The sequence below is a fragment of the Bradyrhizobium sp. USDA 3364 genome, from assembly GCF_054056355.1.
The window spans coordinates 2,792,822-2,819,754 of the sequence record NZ_JBSRYG010000002.1; the positions used below are offsets into that span (position 1 = coordinate 2,792,822).

A 26,933-nucleotide genomic window follows, 5' to 3' on the forward strand; every position below is an offset into this window, starting at 1 on the left:
CTCCGAGATAGAAGTCCCGCCATGACTTCCAGGGCAGACTCATTTGACGTCATCGTCATCGGCGGCGGCCATGCCGGCTGCGAGGCCGCGAGCGCGGCTGCCCGGATGGGCGCAAAGACCGCCCTGGTGACCCATCGTTTCGCGACCATCGGCGCGATGTCCTGCAACCCCGCCATCGGTGGGCTCGGCAAGGGCCATCTGGTTCGCGAAGTCGACGCTCTGGACGGTCTGATGGGCCGGGTCGCCGATGCCGGCGGCATCCAGTTTCGCATGCTCAATCGCCGGAAAGGTCCGGCGGTCCGGGGTCCCCGGGCCCAAGCCGACCGCAAGCTCTATGCGGCCGCGATGCAGGCTGCGATCACCGAGACCGCGAACCCGAGCATCATCGAAGGCGAAGCCGATGAGCTAATCGTCGTCGATGGGCGCGTGACCGGCATTCGTCTGGGCGAAGGACGCCAGCTTTCAGCGGGCGCGGTCGTCATCACGACCGGCACCTTCCTGCGCGGTCTGATTCATCTTGGAGAGAAGAATTGGCCGGCGGGCCGGGTCGGCGAGGCACCGGCCATGGGTCTGTCTGCTTCGTTCGAGCGGGCAGGTTTTGTGCTCGGCCGGCTCAAGACCGGGACACCGCCACGCCTTGACGGCAGCACGATCGACTGGTCGGCGGTCGAAATGCAGCCCGGAGACGATCCGCCGGAGCCGTTTTCGGTCATGACCGACCGGATCACGACGGCGCAGATCCAGTGCGGCATCACCCGGACCACGCCGGCGACGCATGAGGTGATCCGGGCCAATGTGCACCGCTCGCCGATGTATTCGGGTCAGATCAAGAGCTCCGGACCGCGCTATTGCCCCTCGATCGAGGACAAGATCGTCCGCTTCGGTGACCGCGACGGCCATCAGATCTTCCTGGAGCCGGAGGGCCTCGACGATAGCACGGTCTATCCGAACGGCATCTCGACGTCGCTGCCGGAGGAAGTCCAGCTCGCCATCCTCGCCAGCATCCCGGGTCTCGAGCGGGTGAAGATGGTGCGGCCGGGCTATGCGATCGAGTATGACCACGTCGATCCGCGCGAGCTCGATCCGACCCTGGAGACGAAGCGTCTGCGCGGGCTTTTCCTGGCAGGTCAGATCAACGGCACCACGGGATACGAGGAGGCGGCGGGGCAGGGCATTGTTGCCGGTCTCAATGCTGCTCTCGCCGCCGGTGGCGCTGACCCGATCGTGTTCGACCGCGCCGACGGCTATCTCGGGGTGATGATCGACGACCTCGTGACCCGCGGGATCACCGAACCCTATCGGATGTTCACCTCGCGCGCCGAATACCGGCTGACGCTGCGGGCTGATAATGCCGACCAGCGACTGACCGACAAGGGCATTGCGCTCGGATGCGTCGGGACGGCTCGTGCGGAACGTCATCGGACCAAGATGGCGGCGCTCGATGCAGCCAAGACCTTGGCGAAGTCGCTTGCGATCACGCCGAATGAAGCCGCTAAGCACGGGCTTGCGCTCAATCGCGACGGCAATCGCCGATCCGCCTTTGAATTGCTGGCCTATCCGGAGATCGAATGGCCCGCGGTCCAGGCGATCTGGCCGGAGCTGTCGGCCATTGACCCGGCGATTGCGGTCCATCTCGAAATCGATGCCAAATACGACGTCTATCTGAAGCGCCAGACCGCCGACGTCGACGCCTTCCGGCGCGACGAGGGCCTGGTTCTTACCGATGTCGACTACGCCGACGTGCCCGGTCTCTCGAATGAAGCGCGCGCCAAGCTGCAGAGGGCGCAGCCGCGGACGGTCGGGCAGGCGGGCCGGATCGATGGCATGACGCCGGCGGCGCTGGGCATTCTGGCCGCCTATCTGCGGCGTGAGGCGCGGCGGAAAGCAACCAAGGCGACGGCCTGACGTTTCACGTGAAACGTAGGGCAACCCTTCGCGAGGAGCGGAAGCGACCAAGCAATCCATTGCTTCCGCGAGTGGCATTCTGGATTGCTTCGCTTCGCTCCCAATGACGAGCTCGACCGGCATTCCAGAGAATGGCTCCAGCCCCCCAATCCGCTGAACTCAAGGTGTCCGCCAAGGATAAGGCGGCGGCCATCGCTCTAACTCCTGTTTCACGTGAAACAGAGGCGCGGCTCGATCGCTATGTCACCCTCCTCCTCGAATGGCAGGCCAAGACCAATCTCGTCGCGCCGTCTACGCTTCCGCATCTCTGGACGCGGCACATCTCCGATTCGCTCCAGCTCCTGAGTCTCGCACCGACGGCAAAGTCCTGGGTCGATCTCGGCAGCGGCGGTGGCTTTCCCGGCGTCGTCCTCGCCTGCGCCTTGGCCGAATCGCCCGGTGCGCAGATCCATCTGGTTGAGCGAATCGCCAAGAAGGCTGCATTCTTGCGCGAGGCGATTCGCGTGACGGCGTCGCCGGGGACGGTGCATCTCGCTGATATCGGGGATACTGTGGATAGAATCGCTGGGCCCATCGATTGCGTCACCGCGCGGGCGCTGGCTCCGTTACATCAACTCATCGGCTTTGCGGAGCCGTGGGTCAAAAAGGGCGCGACAGCGCTGTTTTTGAAGGGTCAAGATGTAGAGGCCGAATTGACCGAGGCCACTAAATATTGGAATATTGAGCCTCAGCTGCACTCCAGCCGCACGGGCGGACAGGGCTGGATCGTCGAACTCGGGTCAATCGAGCGGCGCTAGGGGACTCCGCGACAGCAAATGGTATTTTGGTATGACTGTGATGGATGAGGTTTATCAAGAGGATAAGGCGTCCCAGCAGCCTGGCCATCCGCGCATCCTGTCGCTCGCCAACCAGAAGGGCGGCGTCGGCAAGACAACCACGGCGATCAATCTTGGCACCGCACTCGCTGCGATCGGCGAGCGCGTCCTGATCGTCGATCTCGATCCGCAGGGCAACGCCTCGACCGGCCTCGGCATCGATCGCCGCAGCCGCAACTGCTCGACCTACGACGTGCTGATCGGCGAAGCGCCGCTGCGCGATGCGGTGGTCGCGACCGCGGTGCCGCGGCTGCATATCGCAGCCTCCACCATGGACCTCTCCGGCCTCGAGCTCGAACTCGGCACCACGCCGGGCCGCGCCTTCCGGCTGCGCGACGCGATCGCAGGATTGAACAACAATGTCTCGCCGGAAGCCGACTACACCTATGTGCTGATCGACTGCCCGCCCTCGCTCAATTTGCTCACGGTCAATGCGATGGCCGCGTCGGACGCGATCCTGGTGCCGCTGCAATGCGAGTTCTTCGCGCTCGAAGGTCTGTCGCAACTGTTGCAGACCGTGGAGCAGGTGCGCTCGACGCTCAATCCGACGCTGTCGATCCACGGCATCGTGCTGACCATGTTCGACTCGCGCAACAACCTCTCCAACCAGGTGGTGGCCGACGTGCGCCAGTTCATGGGCAACAAGGTCTACGACACCATGATCCCGCGCAACGTGCGCATCTCGGAAGCGCCGTCCTACGGCAAGCCGGTGCTGGTCTACGATCTCAAATGCGCCGGCAGCGACGCGTATCTCAAGCTCGCCACCGAAGTGATCCAGCGCGAGCGCGAGCTGCGCGCGCATTGACGGAAATGCGTGGGATGGGTGGAGCGAAGCGATACCCATCGCGGCACTTGATGAGAATGATGGGTTTCGCTGCGCTCTGCCCATCCTACAATCCAGATATCGAAGTTCGGAGTACTGCGCGTGAATCCAAGGGAGCTCGCAACTATGGCCGATGAAGCGCGTTCGCGACTGGGGCGCGGGCTGGCAAGCCTGATCGGAGATGTCGGCGGCGAGGCGGCCGCGCATGTCGAGCGGCCGCGCAACCAGCGCAAGGTGCCGATCGAATTCCTCAAGGCCAACCCGCGCAATCCGCGGCGCAGCTTCGCCGATGCCGAACTCGGTGAGCTCGCCGATTCGATCAAGGCGCGCGGCGTGATCCAGCCGATCGTGGTGCGCGCGATCAAGGGCGCCCAGGACCGCTACGAGATCATCGCCGGCGAGCGCCGCTGGCGCGCCTCGCAACTCGCCGGCCTGCACGAAGTGCCGATCGTGCCGGTCGAGGTCTCCGATTCCGACGCGCTCGAGATCATGATCATCGAGAACGTCCAGCGCGAAGACCTCAACGCGATGGAAGAGGCGCTGGGCTATCACGCGCTCGCCGACGAATTCAAACGCAGCCAGGAAGACATCGCCAAGATCGTCGGCAAGAGCCGCAGCCATGTCGCCAACATGATGCGGCTGACCAAACTGCCGAATGAGGTGCAGGCGCTGATCTCGAAGGGCGATCTCTCCGCCGGCCATGCCCGCGCGCTGATCGGCGTGCCCGACCCGCTTGCCGCCGCGAAGCGCATTGTCGCCGAGGGCCTCAACGTCCGCCAGGCCGAGGCGCTGGCGCATGAGGAGGGCGTGCCGGAGCGCAAGCCGCAGAAGGCGCGCTCTGGCAGTGCGGCCAAGGTCGACAAGGATGCCGACACGCTGGCGCTGGAGAAGCGCGTCAGCGATGCGCTCGGCCTGACCGTCACCGTCAGCCATCGCGATCCCGGCGGCACCGTCCAGATCAGCTACCGCAACCTCGAGCAGCTCGACGAGGTGGTGCGGCGGCTGGAGGGCGGCTAGTTCGGCAGTCTGCTTCCACCGTCATTGCGAGGAGCTCGCGACAAAATTGCCAAGCAATTTTGTGCTGAAGCGACGAAGCAATCCATCTCTCCACGCATGCGGAGCAATGGATTGCTTCGCTTTGCTCGCAATGACGGTTGCTTCAACGTCCGGGCTACCCCCGCCGCTTCGCGTTCGCCGCGATCGAGAGCAGCGCGCGCTGCGCGATCACGGCGGCGAGCGAGGCCTGCTTGCGCATGTCGAGCGCCGCGGTCGCGAGCTGATCGATCACGTTCACCAGCCGCGGCGGCGTGAAATTGCGCAGCGCGATCTCGACCGCCGGTTTGCGCGAGAAGTGCAGCCGCGGGAATCCGCCTTCGAGCACGGCCGATGCCGGCGTGCCGTCGGCGATGGCGAGCGCCGATTTGTGCAGCCACGCCGCCTGGCGCTGCGCCGCCGAGATGATCACGCCGGGATAGGTGCCGGCGACCATTGCTTTCGTGAACTCGCTCTCGACCAGCGCGGCGTTGCCGGCGAAGGCGCCGTCGACGATCGGATCGAGCTTCAGCTCGGACGCGTCGGACACCACGGTCATCACGTCGTCGAGCGTGATCTCGCCCTTGCCATGCGCAAACAGCGCGAGCTTGCGCAGCTCGTTGCGCGAGGCCATGCGGTCGCCGCCGAGCAGCGACATCAGCACCGCGCGTGCATCGCCCGCGAGCCGCAGATTGGACACGCGCAGCTCGTCCTCGATCAGCTTGGTCAGGTTGCGTTCGGTGTCGGGATAGCAGCCGATCGCGACGGCGTTCCTGGCGCGCTCGCAGATCTTGCGCAGCGGCGATTCCGGCCTGAGCTCGCCGGCCTCGATCACGATGCGGCAATCCTTCAGTGCTGTGGTATCGGTCAGCGTCTCGACGCCGCTTGCGAAATTGCGCGAGCCGGCGCGGAGGCGGATGGCGCGGCGGCCGCCGAACAGCGGCACCGTCATCGCTTCGTCGACCAGCCGCGACGGCTCGGCGGCGAGCTCGTCGCCATCGAGCCGCACCAGCGAGAACGGATCGTTGGGATCGTCGACGGCGGAGGCCATCAGCGCGTCGGCGCGCTCGCGCACCAGGCCCAGGTCCGGGCCGTAAAGCAGGATGATCGGACGGCCGGCATCAGGCCGGGCGAGGAAGCTGTCGATCTCTTTTCCGCGAAGCGCGACCATTTAGCCCTGAACTGTCATTCGGGGGGCCTCGTCAGAGGCGAACCCGGAATCTCGATCCATCATCTCCGGATTCCTCGATGCGCAATTGCGCATCTGAGGTTCGCGCCGCTGGCGCGCCCCGGAATGACGCCAATGCGTCAGGTTCCGGCGGAGAAGAACGAGGCAAGCCGGGTCTGGATGTTGTCGGCGATCTCCTGCGCGGCGCGGTCCTCGGCGTCGCGCAGGGCGCGCTGGCGGGAGAAGCGCTGGTAGGAGCCGGGCATGTCATAGGACACTCGCGAGAACGTCGTGCCGGTCATGACCGACTTGTTCGAGGCGATCTCGATCAGGTTGAACTGGGCGTCGATGCCGTAGTTCTCGCTGGTCGGCAGCGCCGTGGTCGGGTCGATCATCAGCGACGAGCGGCTGGTGTTGAAGCGGAGCACCAGCCGATGCGTCGGCGGCATGCCGGTGGCAGTGCCGTAGAGCTTGAAGGCCAGCGTGTTGCGGACCTCGACGCCGACCCGGGCCTCGCGCGACGCGTTCGGCTTGTCGACCGGCGGAACCTCGACGCCCATCAGCTTTTCGCGCAGGGCGGACGACTGACCGTCTAGGGTGCGCTCGGCATACATCGGCTGGAAGCAGCCGGCCGTCAGCCCGGCCAAGGCGGCCACGGCCACGAGCCGGGCGGCGATCCTGATCCTAGCCGACAACATTGACGATCCTCATGGGCACCACGATCACCTTGCGGACGGGTTTGCCGCCCAAGGCGGCTTTTACCGCATCGAGCGCCAAAACGGCAGCCTCTATATCCGTATTTTGGGCGGTGCGTGGCACGGTAACATCACCTCGTTTTTTACCGTTGACCTGGACGACCAGGGTCACGCTGTCTTCAACCAGCAAATCGCGCTCGATTTGCGGCCAATCGGCCTCGGAAACCAGCCCGTTCTGGCCCAAAACCACCCAGCACTCCTCGGCCAGATGCGGCATCATCGGCGAAAACAGCTGAACCAGGATGGTCGCGGCCTCCTTCACGGCCCAAGAAACATCTGGAGCGACGTCAGGCGCCGGCTGGTCGCCCTTCGCCAGCACCTCGGCCAGCGCATTGGTGAACTCGCGGATGTGGGCGAGACACACGTTGAAATGCAGCCGCTCGATCCCGGATGACACCTTGTCGAGCGCGCCATGGGCGGCCTTGCGCAAGCCGAGCGCCTCGGGCCCGAAATTGGCCGGCCGGGCCGCCGGCGCCGCCTTGGCGATCTCGGCCGATTCGTTGACCAGCCGCCACAGCCGCTGCACGAAGCGCGAGGCGCCCTGCACGCGTTCGTCGCTCCAGATCACGTCGCGATCCGGCGGCGAGTCCGACAGCATGAACCAACGTGCGACGTCGGCGCCGTAGCTCGCGATGATGTCGTCGGGGTCGACCGTGTTCTTCTTCGATTTCGACATCTTCTCGATCGGGCCGATCGCGACGTCCTCGCCGGTTGCCAGCAGCACCGCGCGGCGGTCGTTGCCGGCAACCTCGACCTTCACCTCGGCCGGCGTGACCCAGCTGCCGTCGGCCTTCTGGTAGGTCTCGTGCACCACCATGCCCTGGGTGAACATGCCGGCGAACGGCTCCTTCATGTCGACGTGGCCGGTCGCCTGCATCGCACGGGTGAAGAAGCGGCTGTAGAGCAGATGCAGGATCGCGTGCTCAACGCCGCCGATATACTGGTCGACCGGCATCATCCGGTTGGCGACCGCGGGCGTGGTCGGCGCGGTCGCGTTCCACGGATCAGTGAAGCGCGCGAAGTACCAGGACGAGTCGACGAAGGTGTCCATCGTGTCGGTCTCGCGCACGGCCTTGCCGCCGCACTTCGGACAGGTGACGTGCTTCCAGGTCGGGTGATGGTCGAGCGCGTTGCCAGGCTTGTCGAAGCTCACGTCCTCCGGCAGCGTCACGGGCAACTGGTCGTCCGGCACCGGCACCACGTCGCACTTCGGACAATGGATCACCGGGATCGGGCAGCCCCAGTAGCGCTGGCGCGATATGCCCCAGTCGCGCAGGCGGAAATTGACCTGCCGCTCGCCGACCGGCGCATTGCCGCGCAGCTCGGCTTCCAGACGCTTCGCGACCTCTTCCTTCGCCGCTTCGATCGTCATGCCGTCGAGGAAGCGCGAATTGATCATGCGGCCGTCGCCGTCATAGGCGACATCCGTGATGACGAAGGTCTTCGGGTCCTGGCCCTCGGGGCAGACCACCGGCACGTTGCCGAGATTGTACTTGTTGACGAAGTCGAGGTCGCGCTGGTCGTGCGCCGGGCAGCCGAAGATCGCGCCGGTGCCGTACTCCATCAGCACGAAGTTCGCGACATAGACCGGCAGCTTCCAGCTCGGATCGAACGGATGCACCGCCTTGATGCCGGTGTCGAACCCCTGCTTCTCGGCGGTGTCGATGATCGACTGCGCGGTGCCGATCTTCTTGATGTCGGCGATGAACTCGGCAAGCTTCGGGTTCTTGGCGGCAGCCGCCTGCGCCAGCGGATGATCCGCCGAGATCGCCATGAACTTGGCGCCGAACAGCGTGTCCGGCCGCGTCGTGAAGATCTTCAGCTCGGTCTCGCCGGCCGGCGTGGTCGCCGCATCAAGCGCGAAGCGGATCAACAGGCCTTCGGAACGGCCGATCCAGTTGCGCTGCATCAGCCGCACCTTGTCGGGCCAGCGGTCGAGGCCGTCGAGCGCGTCCAGCAGCTCCTGCGAGTACTTCGTGATCTTGAAGACCCACTGGCTCATCTCGCGCTGTTCGACGACAGCGCCCGAACGCCAGCCGCGGCCGTCGATCACCTGCTCGTTGGCGAGCACGGTCATGTCGACCGGATCCCAGTTCAGCTTGCGCTTCTCGCGCTCGGCGAGACCGGCGGCCAGCATGTCCAGGAACATCTTCTGCTGATGCTTGTAGTAGCCGGGGTCGCAGGTCGCGAACTCGCGCGACCAGTCGAGCGACAGCCCGATCGACCGCAGCTGCTTCTTCATCGCGGCGATGTTGTCGTAGGTCCAGGCCTTCGGCGCCACCTTGCGCTCGATCGCGGCGTTCTCCGCCGGCAGGCCGAACGCATCCCAGCCCATCGGGTGCAGCACGTTGTAGCCCCGGGCGCGCATGAAGCGGGCCAGCACGTCGCCGAGCGTGTAGTTGCGGACATGGCCGATATGGATGCGCCCCGACGGATAGGGGAACATCTCGAGCACGTAGTATTTCGGCCGCGGATCGTCGTTCTTGGAGGCGAAGATCGCCTTTTCGTCCCAGATGGCTTGCCAGCGGGGTTCGGATTCACGGGCGTTATAGCGTTCGGCGGTCATGAAATCGCAAGATTCTAGGTGGCTTTGGGTGATTTTCGGGTCCCATCCGGGGACGGCGGACTAGGCCACAAAAGCGCCTGCGGGGTCAACGGGTTGGGGTCTGCCAAATGGTCATGCCCGGGCGGCCGCTGGAGGGCAGGAGAAGGACAGGCCCGGAAAGCGGGTGACCCAATACGCCGCGGACGGGCTTGCGCCGTCGGGCAAATCAATGATTGGCGCGTGAGGGACGTGCTGGCGGAAGGGTTCCCTCTCCCCTTGAGGGAGAGGGGTGCCACACGGCGTGAACTCCCCGTATCTGCTTTGCACAGACGTGCCTGCGAGACCATGCACCGAACGAAAGACCGAGCCCGCGGCTCACCCCTCTCCCCAGCCCTCCCCCGCAAAGGGGGAGGGAGCCTGAGCAGTGTGCTCACCTCACCATCGCATGCGGCTTTCTCGTCGTGATACGACGCGAGACAATACGCCGCCTCACACCGGCAGCTTCAGCTCCATCAGGTCCTTGGCCACCACGATCCGGCCCCTGAAATTCGTCTTCACGTCCCTGGTCCAGTCGTCGTCGGTGACATCAGGGTCGTCGCCGGGGACGAAGTGGCTCAGCACCAGCGTCTTGACGCCGGCGGCGGCTGCGATGCGGCCGACGTCTTCGGTCGAGGTGTGGCTGTCGAGCAGGTGCTTCTTCAGCGTCGCGCCGTTCTTGGTCTTTGCGACCAGGCGATCGACCGCGGGAATGTAGAGGCACTCGTGCACCAGCACGTCGGCGTCCTTGGCGAACTCGGCGAGCTTCGGATTGTAGGCGGTGTCGCTGGAGAACACGATCGTGCCGTCCGGCGTCTCGAACTTGTAGGCGAAATTGTCGACGATGGGCGGATGCGGCGTGCGGAACGCGGTGACGGTAACATCAGGGGTCTTCAGCACCACGCCGTCGTCGGTGATGTCTTTCGCGATCAGGAGTTTGCGCGGGTCGGGGCGGCCTTCGTCCTCGATCCGGGTCTCGACGTCGAACTTGTTCAGCTCCCAATATTCCCTGGTCATCGCCTCGATGCCCTTGGGGCCGAACGAATGGATCGGCGTCGAGAGGCCCGCCGCCCAGGCGTTGTAGAACAGATTGCCGTACTCGAGATTGTGATCGGAATGGTGGTGGCTGATGAAGATGTACTTCACGGAAGGGATCGGCACGCCGGTGCGCACCAGCTGGCGGCTGACGCCCATGCCGCAATCAATGACAAAGGGCGTATCGTTGACGACGACGAGATTGGCGGGATTGGAAGCGCCGATGCCGACGCGCGGGCCGCCCTTGGTGCCGAGGAACACGATGCGGGTGCGCGGCTTTGCGTCCTGCGCGTGCACCGCCGGCGCCGCGAGCATGGCGGCGCTGCCGAGCGCCAGTTTCAACGCATTGCGGCGATCGATCATCGTGTCCTCCCGGTCTTTTTGACTGCCGTGACCCTAGCCGCCGCGTAAAATGCCATCAAGCGCCGGCAGGCCGACGATGACGGCAGTGGCGATCAGTGCGTAGCAGATCGCGCGAAACACCTGCTCGCTGGCCTTGCCGAATAGCGAGGCGCCGAACCAGACGCCGATGCCGTAGATCGGGCCGACGATCAGCGAGAATTTTGCCGACTCGATCGTGATCAATCCGGTGAACCAGTAGCTGACCAGCGCGAAGAAATCCGACGCACCAAAGAACAGCACGATGTTGGCGCGCGAGATCACCGACGAGATCGGGCGTCCGAGCCAGTAGGCGACGATCGGCGGCCCGCCGGTCTGTGCGAGGCCGCTGCAGAAGCCGGAGAGGCCGCCGACGCCGACCGACAGGGCAACGTGATCCTTGCCGTGGTAGCGCCAGCCCGACAGCAAGAGCGCGAGCAGCGCGGCGACGAAGCAGGAGATGATCCAGCGCGTGGTCACGGGCTCGAGCACGGTCAGGAAATAGGTGCCGATGGGAACGCCGACCAGTGCGCCGGCGACCATGACAGCGGTGGCCTTGCGGTCGGCATGGGTCCAGGCGTTCGGCAGCAACGGCGTGGCGGCGATGAAGTCGATGATCAGCAGCAATGCCGCCACCAGCCGCGGCGCCGCGACGCTGCTCGCGAGCGGCATGAAGATCAGCGCCGAACCGAAGCCCGAGAAGCCGCGCGCCGTGCCCGACACGAAAGCGATCGCGCAGATCGCAAGCGCGATGCTGGTCGAGATGTCGGACGGGATCAGGCTGAAGGAGGTCATGGGAAGGGAGTAAGGTTCAAGCGGCTATCCGGCAAATGTACTCATGCCGACAGGCCATCCTATTAGACCCGTCATCGTGAGGTGCGAGCGCAGCGAGCCTCGAAGGATGAATTGGCCACAGATCGGCCGTCGACCCTTCGAGACGCGCGCAAGAGCGCGCTCCTCAGGGTGACGGTGCAATATACCGCCTGTGGCTGGCATCACGCGCGCAGCGTGCCGCCGGTCTTCTTGGTCACCTCGGCGACGACCTTGGCCGCGACCGCGTCGATCTCCTGGTCGGTCATCGTCTTCTCGCGCGGCTGGATCGTCACCGCGATCGCGATCGACTTCTTGTCGGGATCGACGCCCTTGGCTTCGTAGTTGCCGGATGCCTGATAGACGTCGAACACGGTCACGTCGGTGATCAGCTTCTTGTCGGCATTCTGCGCTGCGCGAACGATGTCGCCGGCCTTGACGCTGCGGTCGACGCTGAAGGCGAAGTCGCGCGACACCGGCTGGAATGCCGAGAGCTCCAGCACCGGTTTGGCGCGCGTCGCCCGCTGCTTGCCTTGCGGGATGCGCTCGAGGATCACCTCGAACACGATCATCGGGCCATCGGCGCCAAGCGCCTCGGTCGCACGCGGATGCAGCTCGCCGAACCAGCCGAGCACGTTCTGCGGGCCGATCTGGATGGTGCCGGCGCGTCCGGGATGTAGCCACGCCGGACCGCCCGGTACGATCTGCAGCGCCTGCATCGGCGCGCCGGCGGCCGCCAGCACGGCGAAGGCGTCGGCCTTGGTCTCGAGCACGCGTTTCTCGGTTGTACGCAACACGGTCGGATCGGTTGGATCAGACCAATTTCGCCCCAGACCAAGCGAAGACGACAAGCCATGACGCACGCCGGAGGCGGCGACCAACTGATCCTCAGGCCTGTCGCCGCGGAACACCTGGCCGACCTCGAACAGCGCGACATCGGGAGTGCCGCGGTTGATGTTGGCCTGAACCGCCGCGACGAGGCCGGGCAGCAGGCTCGGCCGCATGTCGGAAAGGTCGGCCGCGATCGGATTGGCGAGCACGAGCTCGCTCTGGCCGCCGCCGAACAGCTTTGCCGCGTCATTGGTGATGAACGACCAGGTCACGGCTTCCACCATGCCGCGGACGCCGAGCGCGCGCTTGGCGCGGCGGGTGCGCAGCTGCATCGGCGTCAGCACCGGCTTGCGCGGCTCCTCGCCGCGGTCGAACGGCGTCATCGGCACCTTGTCGACGCCGACGATGCGCACGATCTCCTCGACGATGTCGGCCTTGCCCTGCACGTCGGTGCGCCAGGACGGGATCGCGACCTTCACGACGGGGCCGTTGCCGGCCAGCATGAAGCCAAGCCGGGTCAGGATCAGCTTCACCTCAACCAGCGGCACCTCGATGCCGGCAAGACGCTTCACCTCGCTGAGCGGGAAATCGATCACACGATCCTCGCCGAACTGCTTGCCGACCACGACGTTCTCGGACGGCGTGCCGCCGCACAGTTCCAGCACGAGTCTGGTCGCGAGCTCGAGCCCGGGCACCATGAAGGCCGGATCGACGCCGCGCTCGAAGCGATAGCGCGCATCCGAATTGATACCGAGCTTGCGGCCGGTCTGCGCGATGTTGATCTCGTTCCACAGCGCCGATTCGATCAGCACGTCGGTGGTGTTGTCGTCGCAGCCCGAGGCCTCGCCGCCCATGATGCCGGCGAGCGACTCCACGCCATGCTCGTCGGCGATCACGCAGATGTTGCTGTCGAGCGTGTAGGTGCGGCCGTCGAGCGCGAGCAGCGTCTCGCCGTCCTTGGCGCGGCGGACGGTGAGATTGCCGCGCACCTTTTTGGCGTCGAACACGTGCAGCGGGCGGGCGCGGTCGTAGGTCATGAAGTTGGTGATGTCGACCAGCGCGTTGATCGGGCGCAGGCCGATCGAGGTCAGCCGCTTCTGCAGCCATTCCGGCGACGGGCCGTTCTTTACGCCGCGCACCAGCCGCAGCGCGAAGCCCGGGCACAGCGTGGCGTCTTCCACCTTCACCTCGACCGGGCAGGGGAATTCGCCCTTGATCGGCTTGATGCCGGGGTCTTTGAACTTGCCCATGTCGGCGGCGGATAGATCGCGCGCGATGCCGTGCACGCCGGTGCAGTCCTGCCGGTTCGGCGTCAGGTTGATCTCGATGACGGGATCGCCGAGCGCGGCCCAATCGGCGTAGCCCTTGCCGACCGGCGCGTCCGCCGGCAGTTCCATGATGCCGTCGTGGTCTTCCGAGATCTGCAATTCGGCCGCCGAGCACAGCATGCCGCGGCTCTCGACGCCGCGGATTGTGCCGACGCCGAGCGTGATGTCCTTGCCGGGGATGTAGGTGCCGGGCGGCGAGAACACGCTGATCAGCCCGGCGCGCGCATTCGGCGCGCCGCACACGACTTGCACCGGCGCGCCGCCGTTGCCGGTGTCGACCATGCAGACGCGCAGGCGGTCGGCATTCGGGTGCTGCTCGGCCGAGATCACGCGCGCGATGGTGAACGGCGCCAGCGCCTTCGCCTTGTCCTCGATGTTCTCGACCTCAAGCCCGATCATGGTGAGCTTGTCGGCCAGCTTGTCGAGCGGCTCGTCGGTCTCGAGATGTTCCTTCAGCCAGGAGAGGGTGAACTTCACGGCTGCATGCCTCGGTTCTTGTTGGTGTTGATCAGGATACTTGCACCGGCGGTAGGGCTCCGTCCCCCCTTGCGGGGGAGGGTTGGGGAGAGGGGCAGGCCGCTTGCGCGAAAGGACGTTGCGTCGCGGGTGGGTTCAGCAACATCGAAGCAAAAAGGACTCGCGGAGATGTACTGGCTAGCGACTGCGTTCAGCGTTCGCGGCCACCCCTCTCCCTGACCCTCCCCCGCAAGGGGGGAGGGAACGGAGGGAGCGCGACGTGGGTCAACGAGAGCCAGCCTCACGAACTCAGCCCGCCCGCGATCGTCGGGATGTCGAGCGGCTTGAAGCCGTAGTGGTTGAGCCAGCGGACGTCGTTTTCGAACAGCTGGCGCAGATCGGCGATGCCGTATTTCAGCATCGCGATGCGGTCGATGCCCATGCCCCAGGCAAAACCCTGGTAGACGTCGGGATCGATGCCGCAGGCGCGCAGCACGTTCGGGTGCACCATGCCGCAGCCGAGAATCTCCATCCAGTCCTCGCCTTCGCCGAAGCGGATCTCGCCCTTGTCGCGGCGGCACTGGATGTCGACCTCGAGCGACGGCTCGGTGAACGGGAAGAACGATGGCCGGAATCGCATGTTGATGTGGTCGACCTCGAAGAACGCCTTGCAGAACTCGTGCAGGATCCATTTGAGGTGGCCGAGATGCGAGCCCTTGTCGATCACGAGGCCTTCGACCTGGTGGAATTGCGGCGTATGCGTCGCATCGGAGTCGATGCGATAGGTGCGGCCCGGGCAGATCACGCGGATCGGCGGCTTCTGGCTCAGCATCGTGCGCACCTGCACCGGTGAGGTGTGGGTGCGCAGCAGCATGCGCGAACCGCCTGCCCCGGTCCCCGAGCCGGGGTCGTCCTTCGGGTTGAAGAAGAAGGTGTCGTGCATCTCGCGGGCGGGATGGCCGACCGGGAAATTCAGCTTGGTGAAATTGTAATCGTCGGTCTCGATGTCCGGACCTTCCGCGACCGCAAAGCCCATGTCGGCGAAGATCGTGGTGAGCTCGTCCCAGACCTGGCTCAGCGGATGGACGCGGCCGGTCTCCGCCGGCGCCTCGCGCAGCGGCAGCGTGACGTCGATGGTCTCGGCGGCGAGCCGGGCGTCGAGCGCGGCCGCCTTCAGCACGTCGCGCTTGGCCGCGAGCGCCTGTGTCACCGCATCCTTGGCGAGGTTGATCTTGGCGCCCTCGGTCTTGCGCTCCTCCGGCGGCATTTTTCCAAGGGTCGCGAGGAGCGCCGAGATCGAGCCCTTCTTGCCGAGGGCCGAGACGCGCACCGCCTCGAGGGCGGCTTCGTCACCGGCTGAAGCGATCTGGTCGAGGATGGATGTTTCGAGCGTTGCGAGGTCGGACACGGTCAATTCCTGCGCTTGAGCGGAGCATGGTCTGGTGGGGAGAACCGGTCCCCGCCATCAGGGCCACGCGCCAAAATGCGGCTGGGTTGTCGCCGCCCGAAGGCCGTAACGTCAAGCAAAAAGCCGGTCATTTCGGGCTCGTGGCCGGCGGCATTGAACCCCGCGCAGAGGCCGGGCTACCCAAGTGGGAATAGGAGACTGTGCGATGCTGTTGCGATCCGGCCTGGCGGCCTTGGCCGCCCTTGTGTCAATGACCGCCACCCCGGCGCTGTCAGCCGTTTGCATGGCGAAGTCCATGAGCCAGGACGAGATCATCGAAGCCATCAACGCCCAACACGGCTGCGGGGCGGCCATGAAGGTGTTCCAGGATTGCGAGTTCGGGGCGAGCGGCGACGTGCTGCTCGGCGACGCCGTCGAGAAGAAATGCGAGGCGGACTTCCTGTCCGGCCTCGGGGCGTCGCAGCAGAAGGCCTATGCCAGCCAGCTCAAGCGCTGTGACAGCAAATACCGCAATGAGAGCGGCACCATGTACCGCTCGTTCACCGCGTTCTGCCGGGCAGAGGTTTCGCAGCGCTATTCGCAGAAGGCGCTGAAAGCGGGCCCCAAGACCCGTTGACAAGGCCCGCTAGGATCAGGCTGCGAGGGCAGCCTTGGCCTTCTCGGCGATCGCCTGGAACGCAACCGGCTCGTGGATCGCGAGATCCGACAGCACCTTGCGGTCGACGACGACGCCCGACTTGGAGAGGCCGTTGATAAACACGCTGTAGGTCATGCCGAACGGACGGACCGCGGCGTTGATGCGCTGGATCCAGAGCGCGCGGAAGGTGCGCTTCTTGCGCTTGCGGTCGCGGAAGGCGTACTGGCCGGCCTTTTCGACGGCCTGCTTGGCGACGCGGATGGTGTTCTTGCGGCGGCCGTAATAGCCCTTGGCGGCCTTGTAGACTTTCTTGTGCTTGGCGTGGGCGGTCACACCGCGTTTGACGCGAGACATGACGGAAATCCTTGATCTGGAAGAGGTGACGGGGCGCCGCGCGGTCGCGGCGGGGGTTCAAGCGGATCGGCGCGATCAGGCGTTCGGCAAGAAGTACTTCTTGACGTTGTCGCCGTCGGTCTTGAACAGCACGCGGGTGCCGCGGAGCTGACGGATCTGCTTCTTCGTCCGCTTGATCATGCCGTGGCGCTTGCCGCGCTGGGCGTGCATGACCTTGCCAGTGGCGGTCACCTTGAAGCGCTTTTTAGCGCCCGACTTGGTCTTCAACTTGGGCATTTAGCTCTCCTGTGGCACAGCACGAAAATCGCCCCGAGAGGCGTCCGGCCGGCTAAAATGCTCGTTAGAGCGTTGAAAGTGCTGTGGTTTTTTCCGAATTGAAAGAACCTGCACTAGACGTCGCCACGGCAGCCCTTGATCAGCCGGGCGGCGAAGGCCCGGCTTATGACAGAGGATCGGCGGTTTTGCAACGTTGGAGTAGTTTCTCTACGGAACCGTAGCCCGGATGGAGCGCAGCGAAATCCGGGGCTAGTCTGCCCGCGGATGTTCCGGACCCGGCTTACGCTTCGCTTCATCCGGGCTACGGGAAACGAAAGCGGCCCGCCAGAGGTCTGACGGACCGCCCGATATCGTCCAATCCCAACCCGATCAGCGCGGCGCCAGCACCATCACGACCTGGCGGCCCTCGAACTTCGCGTCCTGCTCGACCTTGGCGAACTCGGCGACGTCGGCCTTCACCTTGTCCAAAAGCTTGGTGCCGATCTCCTGGTGCGCCATCTCACGACCGCGGTAGCGCAAGGTGATCTTGACCTTGTCGCCTTCCTCGAAGAAGCGCTGCATCGCGCGCATCTTCACGTCATAGTCGTGATCGTCGATCATCGGGCGGAGCTTGATCTCCTTGATCTCGACGACCTTCTGCTTCTTGCGGGCCTCGGCGGCCTTTTTCTGCGCGGAATATTTGTACTTGCCGTAGTCCATGATCTTGCAGACCGGAGGACTGACGTTCGGCGAAATCTCGACGAGGTCCATGCCGGCTTCCATGGCCATCTTGATGGCCACCATGGTTTCGACGGTGCCCTTGTTGACACCATCGGCATCGATCAGCTGGATCTGCGCGTTGCGAATCTCGTCATTGGTGCGCGGCCCGTCTTTTGCGACTGTGGGCGGGGCTCTATTGGGACGGCGAATGGGTAACTCTCCAAAGTTGTGAAAGGGAAGGCGGATATTTTGAAGCAAGACGCTGCAACGGGCAAGCGAACTCGCTTTCTATGCGGCAAAACCGTCAATTGCGAGGCATTTTGGCCACGCCCGGCACATATAGCGGGCGCCTCTGCGCCGCAAGGCGTGCCTGCTGCCGTTGACCGCTGCCGCGCGACGATTGAAAACCAGATCTCTGACACGCGAGTGACCGAACCATGAGCCAAACCGCCGCATCCGGACAGGAACCCGCTTTCATCGAGGTCGGCGAGGGCAGCGAGGCGCGCCGGATCGCGGTGCGCGCCCGCCCCGGCACCAATCCGGGCCTTTTCTGGCTGGGCGGCTTCAAGTCCGACATGGCCGGCACCAAGGCGCTCGCGCTCGATGCGTGGGCCGCCGAGCACGGCCGCGGTTGCGTCCGGTTCGACTATTCCGGCCACGGTGAGTCCAGCGGCGATTTCGCCGACGGCACGATCGGCCGCTGGCTCGAGGAGAGTTTTGCGGTGTTCTCGCAGTTCTGCAGTGGGCCGCAGGTCGTGATCGGCTCCTCGATGGGCGGCTGGATGGCGCTGCTGCTGGCGCGCGAGATCGCAAGGCGCGGCAACGCAAAGGCACAGCTCGCCGGCCTGGTGCTGATCGCGCCAGCGCCCGACTTCACCGAGGAACTGATGTGGAAGTCGTTCTCGCCGGAGATCCGCGCCGAGATCGAGACCAAGGGCATGTGGCTGCGTCCGTCCGAATATGGTGACGGCTCGCCCTATCCGATCACCCGCAATTTGATCGAGGAGGGCCGCAACCATTTGCTGCTCGGCAGCAAGATCGACGTCGGCTGTCCGGTGCGCATCCTGCAGGGTGCGCAGGATCCCGACGTGCCGTGGAAGCACGCCTTTGCGCTGGTGCACCGGCTGCCCGCCGAGGACGTGGTGCTGACCATGATCCAGGACGGCGACCACCGCCTGTCGCGGCCGCAGGACATCGCGCGGATCATCGCCGCGGTGGCGGAGATCGGCTAGACTCTCCGGAGAGGGAGAAGCGCCAATGGACACGACGACAATGCTGCGCGCGTTCTGCGACGCGGTCGAGCAGCGCAACGGCAAGGCCTTCGCAAGCCTCTTCACCGAGGACGGCGTCTATCACGACGTGTTCTACGGCGCCTTCGAGGGTCATGCCAAAATCGCCGCGATGATCGACGACTGGTTTTACCGGACCGCGACCGATTTCCGCTGGGTGATGCACGATCCCGTCACCGACGGCAATACGCTCTACGCGCGCTACACGTTCAGCTATCGCTCGACCCTGCCGGAAGCCAAGGGCGCGCGTGCGATGTTCGAGGGCGTCGCGATCATGCGGCTGCGCGACGGCAAGATCACGGAGTACCACGAGGTCGCCAACACCGCGCCGGCGTTCGTCGATCTGAATTTTGCGCCGGAGCGGATCGCGAAGATCGTCGGCAAGCAGGGCGCAGCGCTGCGGGCGCGGCCGGAGATGCAGCGGCATTTGGCCGACTAATTTTCCGTCATTGCGAGGAGCATAGCGACGAAGCAATCCATAGGGCCACATTCGCGGAAGCATGGATTGCTTCGCTCGCAATGACGGCGGCGAAAGCTTACGGCGGCGGCGGGTTGGTCATCGGCTTGCGCTGCGCGAGCGCCGCCACGGTCGAGGTGCCGATCGGGCCCTGCTCGTCATAGAGCCAGCATTCGCCGATCGCGATGCCGTCGGTCGCATGATGATTGACCACCTCGAACCCGATCCAGTTGGTCACCGGCAGCCGGTGCAGATAGATCGTGACGTCGCTGTTGATATAGCCGAGGCCCTGATCGCCGGCATTGGCGAAGGGGCTCGCGAAATCCGCGCCGGTCGCGACATGGACGAACGGCGTCATTGTCACGCCTTCGACGAGCTCGCGGACCTCGCTCATCCAGAGCCGGCGTTCGCCGAGCGAGCCCATGTGACCGACAATCGGCCGCGTCTCCCATTTGCCGTTCATGCCGAGCCGGGGATCGGTCGGCTTCGGAATGTCTGCCGGCGCCGGCACCTGCCAGTTCGGCGGCGACCAGACATTGCCGGGCGCATTTTCCGTCCTGCGCAACAGCTGGCAGGAGGCGCGCGCCATGCTGGTGCCGCCGGAATAGAACTCGGCCTCGATCATCTTGATGCGCATGCCGTCGCGCACCAGCCGCGTCGTGACCTCGATCGGCGTCGTGATGTTGGGCAGCCGGAACATGTCGACGGTCAGCCGCGCCGGGACGAAATCGTCGGAGCCGTGGCGCTCCTCGATGACGAAGGCAAGCAGGCCGATCACGACGCGGCCGTGCAGGGATTCCGGACTCCACGGTCCGTTGGCAACGGCCGTCGGCATGAAGCCGTCGCCGTGCCGGCTGAAGAAGGGCTGGTTTGTCATGGCCTCTCGACCATGACGGGAACGGCGCGATGAAATCAAGACTCATCCCCTCATCGAACGCGGCGCGCGCGTCTCGAAGGATGAGGCTACAGACCGGGCCTTATGGTTCGAGACGCGCTTCGCGCTCCTCACCATGAGGGGAGAAGGCCAACTGCCACTCCTGCTGCACCGTGATGTCAGGCTCTCCGCCGGCGCGTGAGGCCAGCGCCGCGAACTCATCGCGCGCGATCAGTTGCGACAGCGCCCACACCGCGGCGCCGCGCACCAGCGGGCTTGCGTCGTTGAGCAAGCGCCGCGCTTCGCCGGCGAGGCTTGCATCGCCGGAATTGCCGATCGCGATCAGCACATTGCGGATGAAGCGGTCGCGGCCGATGCGCTTGACCGGCGACTTGGTGAACAGCGCGCGGAACGCTGCATCGTCGAGCTGCACCAGATCGCGAAGCGAGGGCGCGCGCAACGCATCGCGCGCGGCAAGCTTCTGCTCGCGTCCCGCCTCGGCGAACTTGTTCCACGGGCACACCGCGAGGCAATCGTCACAGCCATAGATGCGATTGCCGATGGCCTTGCGAAATTCGTGCGGGATCGGGCCCTTGTTCTCGATCGTCAGATACGAGATACAGCGCCGCGCATCGAGCCTGTAGGGCGCGGGAAACGCCGCCGTCGGGCAGATGTCCTGGCAGGCGCGGCAACTGCCGCAGTGATCGGTGTCGCTCTCGTCGCGCGGCAGCTCGGTGGCGGAATAGATCGCGCCGAGAAACAGCCACGAGCCGAACTCGCGCGACACCAGGTTGGTGTGCTTGCCCTGCCAGCCGATGCCGGCCGCCTGTGCCAGCGGCTTCTCCATCACGGCGGCGGTGTCGACGAACACCTTCACCTCGTCGCCGGTCATCGCGGTGAGCCAGCGCGCCAGCGTCTTCAGCCGCTTCTTGATCACGTCGTGATAGTCGTCGCCCTGCGCATAGACCGAGATCGCGCCATGTGATCGCTGTGCGAGGATATCGAGCGGATTGTCGTCGGGCCCGTAATTGACGCCGAACATGATGATCGAGCGCGCGCCACCCCACAGCACGCGCGGGTCGGCCCGCCGCTCCGGATTGGCGGCGAGCCAGTCCATGTCGCCATGGCCACCGGCGCCGAGGAACTCGAGGAAATATTTGCCGGCCGCGCTGGTCGCATCAGGAGCGGTGAAGCCGACGGCATCGAAGCCGAGCGCGTGTGCCTCGCGTTGAAGCGCTGCCTTGAGATCGGAGGGAGAGAGCCCGACCGCCTGGTTCAGAAGTCGAGGTCCACATAGGTGCGCGACGCCGGCACCCCCGCCAGCCATTCGCTGAGCAGCGGGCGGAACGACGGGCGGGATTTCACCCGCGCGTACCACGACTTTGCCGCGTCGTCTTCGCTCCATGGCACGTCGCCCAGATAGTCGATCGCCGAGAGGTGCGCCGCGGCGGCGAGATCCGCGTAGGTGAGGCGGTCGCCGGCGAGATAGTTCCGCGTCTTCGCCAGCCAGCCGATATAGCTCAGATGATAGCGCACATTGACCTTGGCGGCGCGCATGATGTCGGGGGCCGGCGGGCCGCCGCCATGGTCCTCGCTCATGAAGCGCTTGTAGATCCGCTCGGTCACCAGCGGGTTGGAGGCTTCCTCGAAGAACTTTTCGTTGAACCACGCCATCAGCCGGCGCACCTCGACGCGTTCGGCCGAAGACGTCGGCAACAGCCGCCGCTCGCCGGCGTCGAGGCCGTGGGTCTCGTCGACATATTCGGCGATGACGGGCGCGCCCGGAATCGGCGGAAAGCCCTCGGCGATCAGCACCGGTGTGGTGGCCGCCGGATTGAGCGCCAGGTACGCCTCGCGCCGTTCCCAGACCCGTTCCTCCACAAGGCGCAGATCGAGGCCATACTCGCCGAGCACGAGGCGAATGAAGCGCGAATGCGGACAGAACGGATGGTGATACAGCGTGTACATGTAGCCCTTGGTAGTTTCGTGGCGCTTAAGAAACCATCAACCTGTGCGACCGGACCGTGTGATTTGGCCAGGCCAGTTCCGCTCGTCTCTATGTCGCGTCAGCACGCAAACCGGTAGCCACCCCCGCAGATGGTGCGGGTCACAAAAACGCTATAGCTCAGCAAATCGGCCGGGTAACCCATTGTTTGACGATTTTTTGCGATTGCGGCCAATGTGCGAATAAGCGAGAAGAATCCCGTTTTCCACACAGGGCAGGCCACACCATGATGACGGATATGCTGCGGGCGGTGATTCTCGGCATCGTGGAGGGCGTCACCGAGTTCCTGCCGGTCTCTTCGACGGGCCACCTGCTGCTCGCGGAGCGCTTCTTCAATCTCGGCGAAGGCAATTTCTGGAAGAGCTTTGCGATCCTGATTCAGCTCGGCGCGATCCTCGCGATCCTCGTGCTCTACTTCACCAAATTGTGGCGCGTCGCGCTCGGCATGTTCTCCAACCCCGACGACCGCCGCTTCGTGATCGGCGTGCTGGTAGCGTTCCTGCCGGCCGTCGTGATCGGCCTGATCGCCGGCAAATACATCAAGGAATTCCTGTTCAATCCGTGGGTGGTCTGTTTCACGCTGATCGTCGGCGGTGCCGTGCTGCTCTGGGTCGATCAGCTCGATCTCAAAGTGTACGAGGACGATGCGACGCGCTTTCCGCTGTTGATGTATTTCTGGATCGGCGTCGCGCAGTGCCTGGCGATGATCCCCGGCGTGTCGCGCTCCGGCGCCAGCATCGTCGCCGCGATGCTGCTCGGCGCCGACAAGCGCTCCGCGGCGGAATTCTCGTTCTTCCTCGCGATCCCGACCATGGTCGGCGCGTTCGTCTATGATTTCTACAAGAACCGCGCCGACTTCAGTTCGGACAATCTCAGCGTGATCGCGGTCGGCTTCGTGGTGTCGTTCATCACGGCGATGATCGTGGTGCGCGCCTTCCTCAACTTCGTGACCCGCCGCGGCTTCACCTTCTTTGCCTGGTGGCGCGTGATCGTCGGCACGCTAGGCCTGATCGCGCTGGCGATGGGCCGGTAAGTAGCTCTAACCGTCATCTCGGCGAAAGCCGGGACCCATTGCCCCGAATGGAAGTTTCGCGCGACGTTGGGGCCACAGCCCTGCAACAATCAGCCGCGGTGGTTATGGATCCCGGCCTGCGCCGGGACGACGAGGAAGCTACACTCTCCCCAAGCAACAACGACCGGGACGACAGGCGGAGAGAGCTGCTTACGCGCTCTTCTTCTGGAACTGCCCCGCCGCGCGGAAGCGCCAGAGATATTGCGGGGCGACCGCTTCCATCGAATCGGGCGTGATGCCGAGGCCCGCGAAGGTCAGCCCGGCGGCCTTGGCGGCGTCGGACACCACATTGTCCACGCGCAGCATCGCGACCTGGTCCGGCGTCAGGGTGAACGGCCCGGGCGCGAATTGCAGGAAGTACGACTGGAGCTTGGCAAGGCCGAACGGCAGCGGCGCCAGCATGCGATCGCGCTGGGTGATCTTGAGGATGATCTCCATCACCTCGCGCATGGTCAGCACTTCCGGCCCGCCGAGCTCGTAGGTTGCGCCCGGCTTCGCCTTGCCGTCGACGGCATCGGCCACCGCGTCCGCGACATCCGCGACATAGGCCGGCTGCACCGTGTTGACGCCGCCCCCGACCAGCGGCAGCACCGGCGAGATTCGCGCCAGCGCCGCGAAGCGGTTGGTGAACTCGTCCTCGGGCCCGAACAGCAGCGACGGCCGCATGATGGTGGCTGACGGCAGCGCCGCCTGCACCGCCGTCTCGCCTTCCGCCTTGGCGCGGAAATAGCCCGACAGCGAATCTGCGTCGGCCCCGATCGCCGACACATGGACCATCCGGGCGCCGCTCGCGGCCGCCGCCTTGGCGATGGTCTCGGCGCCCTTCACCTGCACGGCGTCGAAGGTCTGCCCGCCGCCCTCGGCCAGAATGCCGACCAGGTTAATGGCGACCTGCGAATCACGCATCGCCGCCTCGACCGAGGCCGGGTACCGCACATTGGCCTGGACCGCGTGAATCTGCCCGACCCGGCCGAGCGGCTGCAGATGGCCGGCCAGTTCGGGCCGCCGCACCGCGACGCGGACCCGGTACTCGCGCTTGGACAGCGCCCGGACCACGTTCCGCCCCAGAAAACCCGATCCGCCAAAGACCGTGACTGTGGTGTCCAGGTTCGATGCCATGGGGTGGTTCCTGTCGGATTTCGGGAGTTATTGACGTGGGTTAGCCGTCTGGCGATACGCCATCGACCCCACCATGTACAGGGTATTCGATTTTTCGCTCGCGAATTTGACAAGCGCGTAACCGAACCTTACTAACGCGCCCACGCCCAGGTGGTGGAATTGGTAGACGCGCTGGCTTCAGGTGCCAGTGGCTTAACGGCCGTGAAGGTTCGAGTCCTTTCCTGGGCACCACCCCTTCCTTTTTAAGCGATTGAAATCGCTGATCATCCGCGATGATGGCTCACCCGAACAGGGCGGATCGACGGCCGCGGCTCATCCGCCGGCCGCGCAGCTATCCGGGTGATCGTCCTCGGTCCTGCCCCAGTCTCTGCGCAGGATGCCCGCATGACCACCACCGCAAATGAACTGCCATGGAAGGACGCGCCGGACGCTGTCGCGTGCAATTTTGCACTCGGCCACCTCGTCAGAAACGTCCGACCGCGCATGGCGGTCTCCGGTCGTACCCACGCGGAGACCTACATTTCAGCGGTCGGCGCCATTGCGGGCTATGCCGCGCAACGAACGCTGTTTGCGGAGAGTCCGCCGGTGATGGGTGTCAATATCAACCGCGTCGACGTGACGTCCGGCGAGCGTTATTGGTTTGGTGACACCCTGAACTACATGCTGGTGCCCGACGCCGAGTCTGGCAGCAACCGTTGTGTCTGGACATTGGCTGCCGGCGCCGCGGTGGCGGCGGGTTTGCCGCTTCAACAATTGCCGAAGCTGGATGCGATGTTCAGGCACGTCGGATCGACCATCGGTGGCGCAGATGAGGGCAAGTCTTCGGTCGCCGCCGAGCACCAGGCCCATCTGCCGGCCCGCGACCTGCTCAAGGTGGTTTGGCCGACGGCGGCGATGTGCTTTTCCGGCAAATTTCCGAATGCCGGCCGCGACTTTGGTATGGCGCCCGTCGCATGGTGGTCGGCCATTGCCGCCCAGGCTGCAACTCGTCCCATTCACGACGTGAAGGGCGTGTTGTCACCCGACATTGCGCTGACGCTGCTGATGGAGACGGCGATCTATTGCAGCAAGCTCGACCAGTCGAAGGTTGAGGAAGCACAGAGCCGCGGGCGGGAGTAATCCCGGCGGCCGTCACTCTCGCAATAGAGGACGGATTTCGGATCAGTATAGTCCGCGATCTCGCGACGGAGCTTCTTCTCCAGCAGACCCGCTTCGTCCGGGCCAGCAACTTCATTCTTTCATACTCCCGGTGGTCGACTCGGGATCACTCCGTTAGCGCCTCCCCTCACACGATCCGCCGCCCGGCGCGTCGCGCGATCGGCTTCTGCACGAAGTACATCGCGACCAGCGAGATCAGGGTCGTCGCGACCACGACATAGCCGATCCGGTCGAAATGCTGCAGCGAGCCGTCCGGATGCTCGGCGACGATCGCGGCTGCAACCACCGAGCCCAGGCCGCCTGAGAGCTGCTGCACGGAGGCTGAGACCGCGCTGAACGATCCGCGCTGGCTGGCGTCGGGGATCGCCGACATCAGCGCCTGCGACGGGATCATGCGCGAGAAGATCCCGACGAACATCACGACATTGACCAGGATCGCGGTCAGCAGCGAGACGTGGCCGAGGTTGGTGTAGATCAGCACCATGATGACGGACACCACGCAGCCGAACGCGAAGATCGGATACTTGCCGAACGCGTCGCTGGCGCGGCCGACCAGCGGCCCCATCACGATGCTGAACAGGCCGGAGACAAGATAGATCGTCGGCAGATGCACGATATCGATGCCGAGATTGTGCACGGTGAAGGCGCTGCCGAACGGCATCAGCATGAAGCCACCGGTCGCCAGCAGCGTCGTCACCAGGAAGGCCAGCGTGTAGCGCGGCTGGCCCACGGTCGCGATCAGGTGGCGGAACGGACTGCTGTCGTGCTGCAGCTTGAGGTGGCCGTCGACCGGCTCCATGAACAGCGCGATGGTCGCGATCGCCGCAATCGACAGGCCGACGATGGCGACGAAGCAGATGTGCCAGTTCCAGTGATTGGCCAGGAAAAGTCCGGCCGGGACGCCGAGCACCTGGCTCGCGGCGAACGCCGTCTGCAGCACGCCCATCGCGCGGCCGCGCAGTTGCAGCGGAAACAGGTCCGTGATGATGGCGAGCACGACCGAACCAATCACGCCGCCGAACAATCCGGTGACGATGCGGCCGAGCAGCAGCACGTGGAAATCCTGCGCCACCGCGCAAAGCACGGTGCCGAGCATGAAGCCGACATAGAAGAACAGCAGCAGCCGCTTGCGGTCGAAGCGATCGGCAAAGCCGGCGGCGAGGATACCGGAAATGCCCGCGGCGAAGGCGTAGGCCGAAACCGCGACGCCGAACTGCGCGGCGGTGATGTTGAGCGACGGCATCAGGATGGCGCCGAGCGGCGACATGATGATGAAGTCGAGGATCAAAGTGAATTGCGTGAAGGCAAGCAGTGCGATCAGGAACGATTGATAGCGCGAGAAACCGCGCTCCTGCTGGTCGTCGTCGATCGGCGCGGCAATGGTCTGTTCCGACATGAGACTCATTTCAAGGGTAAGTACGGGCCGGCAACAGATAGGGAGGGCGCGCCGGAATTTCATGAGGCGCCGGGGCAACAGTTCCATCAAAATCAAATGCATACCGCGTTGGCGCGCCGCACCGAGGCCGGCGGGACAACGGGGGATGGCGGAGCGTCCGACGCTTGAGACGATTGTTTCCGGTTGTGTCGGGCAAGGCCCGCAACGCGTGA

At 65.0% G+C, this 26,933-nt stretch carries 24 protein-coding genes and 1 tRNA gene; 10 read left to right on the forward strand and 15 right to left on the reverse strand.

The window, feature by feature from the left end; translation table 11 throughout:
• Positions 1 to 21 precede the first annotated feature (21 nt).
• The 4 genes from mnmG to ACVILL_RS13110 all read left to right on the forward strand — a co-directional run bounded on the left by mnmG (position 22) and on the right by ACVILL_RS13110 (position 4,620).
• Positions 22 to 1,905, forward strand: coding sequence for a tRNA uridine-5-carboxymethylaminomethyl(34) synthesis enzyme MnmG (mnmG, locus tag ACVILL_RS13095; protein ID WP_456729419.1), 1,884 nt, complete (start codon positions 22 to 24; stop codon positions 1,903 to 1,905).
• A 131-nt stretch (positions 1,906 to 2,036) separates the two neighbouring features.
• Positions 2,037 to 2,702, forward strand: a complete 666-nt coding sequence (rsmG, locus tag ACVILL_RS13100; RefSeq protein ID WP_456729420.1) for a 16S rRNA (guanine(527)-N(7))-methyltransferase RsmG — start codon at positions 2,037 to 2,039, stop codon at positions 2,700 to 2,702.
• A gap of 31 nt (positions 2,703 to 2,733) precedes the next feature.
• Positions 2,734 to 3,585 (forward strand): ParA family protein, encoded by an 852-nt coding sequence (locus ACVILL_RS13105; RefSeq protein ID WP_456729421.1) that lies wholly within the window; start codon positions 2,734 to 2,736, stop codon positions 3,583 to 3,585.
• Positions 3,586 to 3,729: 144 nt separating this feature from the next.
• Complete coding sequence (locus ACVILL_RS13110) at positions 3,730 to 4,620, forward strand: ParB/RepB/Spo0J family partition protein (RefSeq protein ID WP_456729422.1); 891 nt, start codon at positions 3,730 to 3,732, stop codon at positions 4,618 to 4,620.
• A gap of 154 nt (positions 4,621 to 4,774) precedes the next feature.
• Here ACVILL_RS13110 and holA read toward each other — a convergent pair whose 3' ends face one another.
• The 7 genes from holA to pheS all read right to left on the reverse strand — a co-directional run bounded on the left by holA (position 4,775) and on the right by pheS (position 15,385).
• Positions 4,775 to 5,806 carry a DNA polymerase III subunit delta gene (gene holA / locus ACVILL_RS13115; RefSeq protein ID WP_456729423.1) on the reverse strand — a complete coding sequence of 344 codons (1,032 nt, stop codon included), beginning with the start codon at positions 5,804 to 5,806 and terminating at the stop codon, positions 4,775 to 4,777.
• A gap of 137 nt (positions 5,807 to 5,943) precedes the next feature.
• Positions 5,944 to 6,501, reverse strand: a complete 558-nt coding sequence (gene lptE, locus ACVILL_RS13120; RefSeq protein ID WP_456729424.1) for an LPS assembly lipoprotein LptE — start codon at positions 6,499 to 6,501, stop codon at positions 5,944 to 5,946.
• Positions 6,488 to 9,124, reverse strand: coding sequence for a leucine--tRNA ligase (gene leuS / locus ACVILL_RS13125; RefSeq protein WP_456729425.1), 2,637 nt, complete (start codon positions 9,122 to 9,124; stop codon positions 6,488 to 6,490). The genes lptE and leuS overlap by 14 nt, the downstream gene beginning before the upstream one ends.
• Before the next feature lie 468 nt (positions 9,125 to 9,592).
• Positions 9,593 to 10,537 carry an MBL fold metallo-hydrolase gene (locus tag ACVILL_RS13130; protein WP_456729426.1) on the reverse strand — a complete coding sequence of 315 codons (945 nt, stop codon included), beginning with the start codon at positions 10,535 to 10,537 and terminating at the stop codon, positions 9,593 to 9,595.
• A 33-nt stretch (positions 10,538 to 10,570) separates the two neighbouring features.
• A complete protein-coding gene (locus tag ACVILL_RS13135; RefSeq protein ID WP_456729427.1) occupies positions 10,571 to 11,347 on the reverse strand; it encodes a sulfite exporter TauE/SafE family protein in 777 nt (258 codons plus the stop codon).
• Positions 11,348 to 11,547: 200 nt separating this feature from the next.
• Positions 11,548 to 13,998: a phenylalanine--tRNA ligase subunit beta gene (gene pheT / locus ACVILL_RS13140; protein ID WP_456729428.1), complete on the reverse strand. Its 2,451-nt coding sequence runs from the start codon at positions 13,996 to 13,998 to the stop codon at positions 11,548 to 11,550.
• A gap of 280 nt (positions 13,999 to 14,278) precedes the next feature.
• On the reverse strand, positions 14,279 to 15,385 hold the full coding sequence (gene pheS, locus ACVILL_RS13145) for a phenylalanine--tRNA ligase subunit alpha (protein ID WP_456729429.1): 1,107 nt from the start codon (positions 15,383 to 15,385) through the stop codon (positions 14,279 to 14,281).
• Between the two features lie 205 nt (positions 15,386 to 15,590).
• Here pheS and ACVILL_RS13150 point away from each other — a divergent pair, with 205 nt between their 5' ends.
• Entirely contained in the window at positions 15,591 to 16,001 is a 411-nt protein-coding gene (locus ACVILL_RS13150) for a hypothetical protein (protein ID WP_456729430.1), read from the forward strand.
• 15 nt (positions 16,002 to 16,016) lie between these two features.
• On the opposite strand, the gene rplT is transcribed toward ACVILL_RS13150, so the two are convergent.
• From rplT to infC, 3 genes are all read right to left on the reverse strand, one after another.
• Positions 16,017 to 16,376: a 50S ribosomal protein L20 gene (gene rplT / locus ACVILL_RS13155; RefSeq protein WP_018269297.1), complete on the reverse strand. Its 360-nt coding sequence runs from the start codon at positions 16,374 to 16,376 to the stop codon at positions 16,017 to 16,019.
• Positions 16,377 to 16,451: 75 nt separating this feature from the next.
• Positions 16,452 to 16,652, reverse strand: a complete 201-nt coding sequence (gene rpmI / locus ACVILL_RS13160) for a 50S ribosomal protein L35 (RefSeq protein WP_008539890.1) — start codon at positions 16,650 to 16,652, stop codon at positions 16,452 to 16,454.
• Positions 16,653 to 17,021: 369 nt separating this feature from the next.
• Positions 17,022 to 17,561, reverse strand: a complete 540-nt coding sequence (gene infC / locus ACVILL_RS13165) for a translation initiation factor IF-3 (protein ID WP_024584293.1) — start codon at positions 17,559 to 17,561, stop codon at positions 17,022 to 17,024.
• A gap of 227 nt (positions 17,562 to 17,788) precedes the next feature.
• Here infC and ACVILL_RS13170 point away from each other — a divergent pair, with 227 nt between their 5' ends.
• Positions 17,789 to 18,583 (forward strand): alpha/beta hydrolase, encoded by a 795-nt coding sequence (locus ACVILL_RS13170; protein ID WP_456729431.1) that lies wholly within the window; start codon positions 17,789 to 17,791, stop codon positions 18,581 to 18,583.
• Positions 18,584 to 18,608: 25 nt separating this feature from the next.
• Positions 18,609 to 19,079 carry a nuclear transport factor 2 family protein gene (locus tag ACVILL_RS13175; protein WP_456729432.1) on the forward strand — a complete coding sequence of 157 codons (471 nt, stop codon included), beginning with the start codon at positions 18,609 to 18,611 and terminating at the stop codon, positions 19,077 to 19,079.
• A gap of 97 nt (positions 19,080 to 19,176) precedes the next feature.
• On the opposite strand, the gene ACVILL_RS13180 is transcribed toward ACVILL_RS13175, so the two are convergent.
• From ACVILL_RS13180 to ACVILL_RS13190, 3 genes are all read right to left on the reverse strand, one after another.
• Positions 19,177 to 19,974: an acyl-CoA thioesterase domain-containing protein gene (locus ACVILL_RS13180; protein WP_456729433.1), complete on the reverse strand. Its 798-nt coding sequence runs from the start codon at positions 19,972 to 19,974 to the stop codon at positions 19,177 to 19,179.
• A gap of 100 nt (positions 19,975 to 20,074) precedes the next feature.
• On the reverse strand, positions 20,075 to 21,298 hold the full coding sequence (gene queG, locus ACVILL_RS13185; protein WP_456729434.1) for a tRNA epoxyqueuosine(34) reductase QueG: 1,224 nt from the start codon (positions 21,296 to 21,298) through the stop codon (positions 20,075 to 20,077).
• Entirely contained in the window at positions 21,247 to 21,939 is a 693-nt protein-coding gene (locus tag ACVILL_RS13190; protein WP_456729435.1) for a glutathione S-transferase family protein, read from the reverse strand. Before ACVILL_RS13190 ends, queG begins: the two co-directional genes overlap by 52 nt.
• Before the next feature lie 263 nt (positions 21,940 to 22,202).
• On the opposite strand from ACVILL_RS13190, the gene ACVILL_RS13195 reads away from it, so the two are divergent.
• Positions 22,203 to 23,009 (forward strand): undecaprenyl-diphosphate phosphatase, encoded by an 807-nt coding sequence (locus ACVILL_RS13195; RefSeq protein ID WP_456729436.1) that lies wholly within the window; start codon positions 22,203 to 22,205, stop codon positions 23,007 to 23,009.
• Positions 23,010 to 23,198: 189 nt separating this feature from the next.
• Here ACVILL_RS13195 and ACVILL_RS13200 read toward each other — a convergent pair whose 3' ends face one another.
• Positions 23,199 to 24,167, reverse strand: a complete 969-nt coding sequence (locus tag ACVILL_RS13200; protein WP_456729437.1) for a complex I NDUFA9 subunit family protein — start codon at positions 24,165 to 24,167, stop codon at positions 23,199 to 23,201.
• A gap of 144 nt (positions 24,168 to 24,311) precedes the next feature.
• Here ACVILL_RS13200 and ACVILL_RS13205 point away from each other — a divergent pair.
• A tRNA-Leu gene (locus ACVILL_RS13205) sits at positions 24,312 to 24,398 on the forward strand.
• Positions 24,399 to 24,551: 153 nt separating this feature from the next.
• A complete protein-coding gene (locus ACVILL_RS13210; RefSeq protein ID WP_456729438.1) occupies positions 24,552 to 25,286 on the forward strand; it encodes a hypothetical protein in 735 nt (244 codons plus the stop codon).
• A gap of 166 nt (positions 25,287 to 25,452) precedes the next feature.
• On the opposite strand, the gene ACVILL_RS13215 is transcribed toward ACVILL_RS13210, so the two are convergent.
• Positions 25,453 to 26,721 (reverse strand): MFS transporter, encoded by a 1,269-nt coding sequence (locus ACVILL_RS13215; RefSeq protein ID WP_456729439.1) that lies wholly within the window; start codon positions 26,719 to 26,721, stop codon positions 25,453 to 25,455.
• Positions 26,722 to 26,933 lie beyond the last annotated feature (212 nt).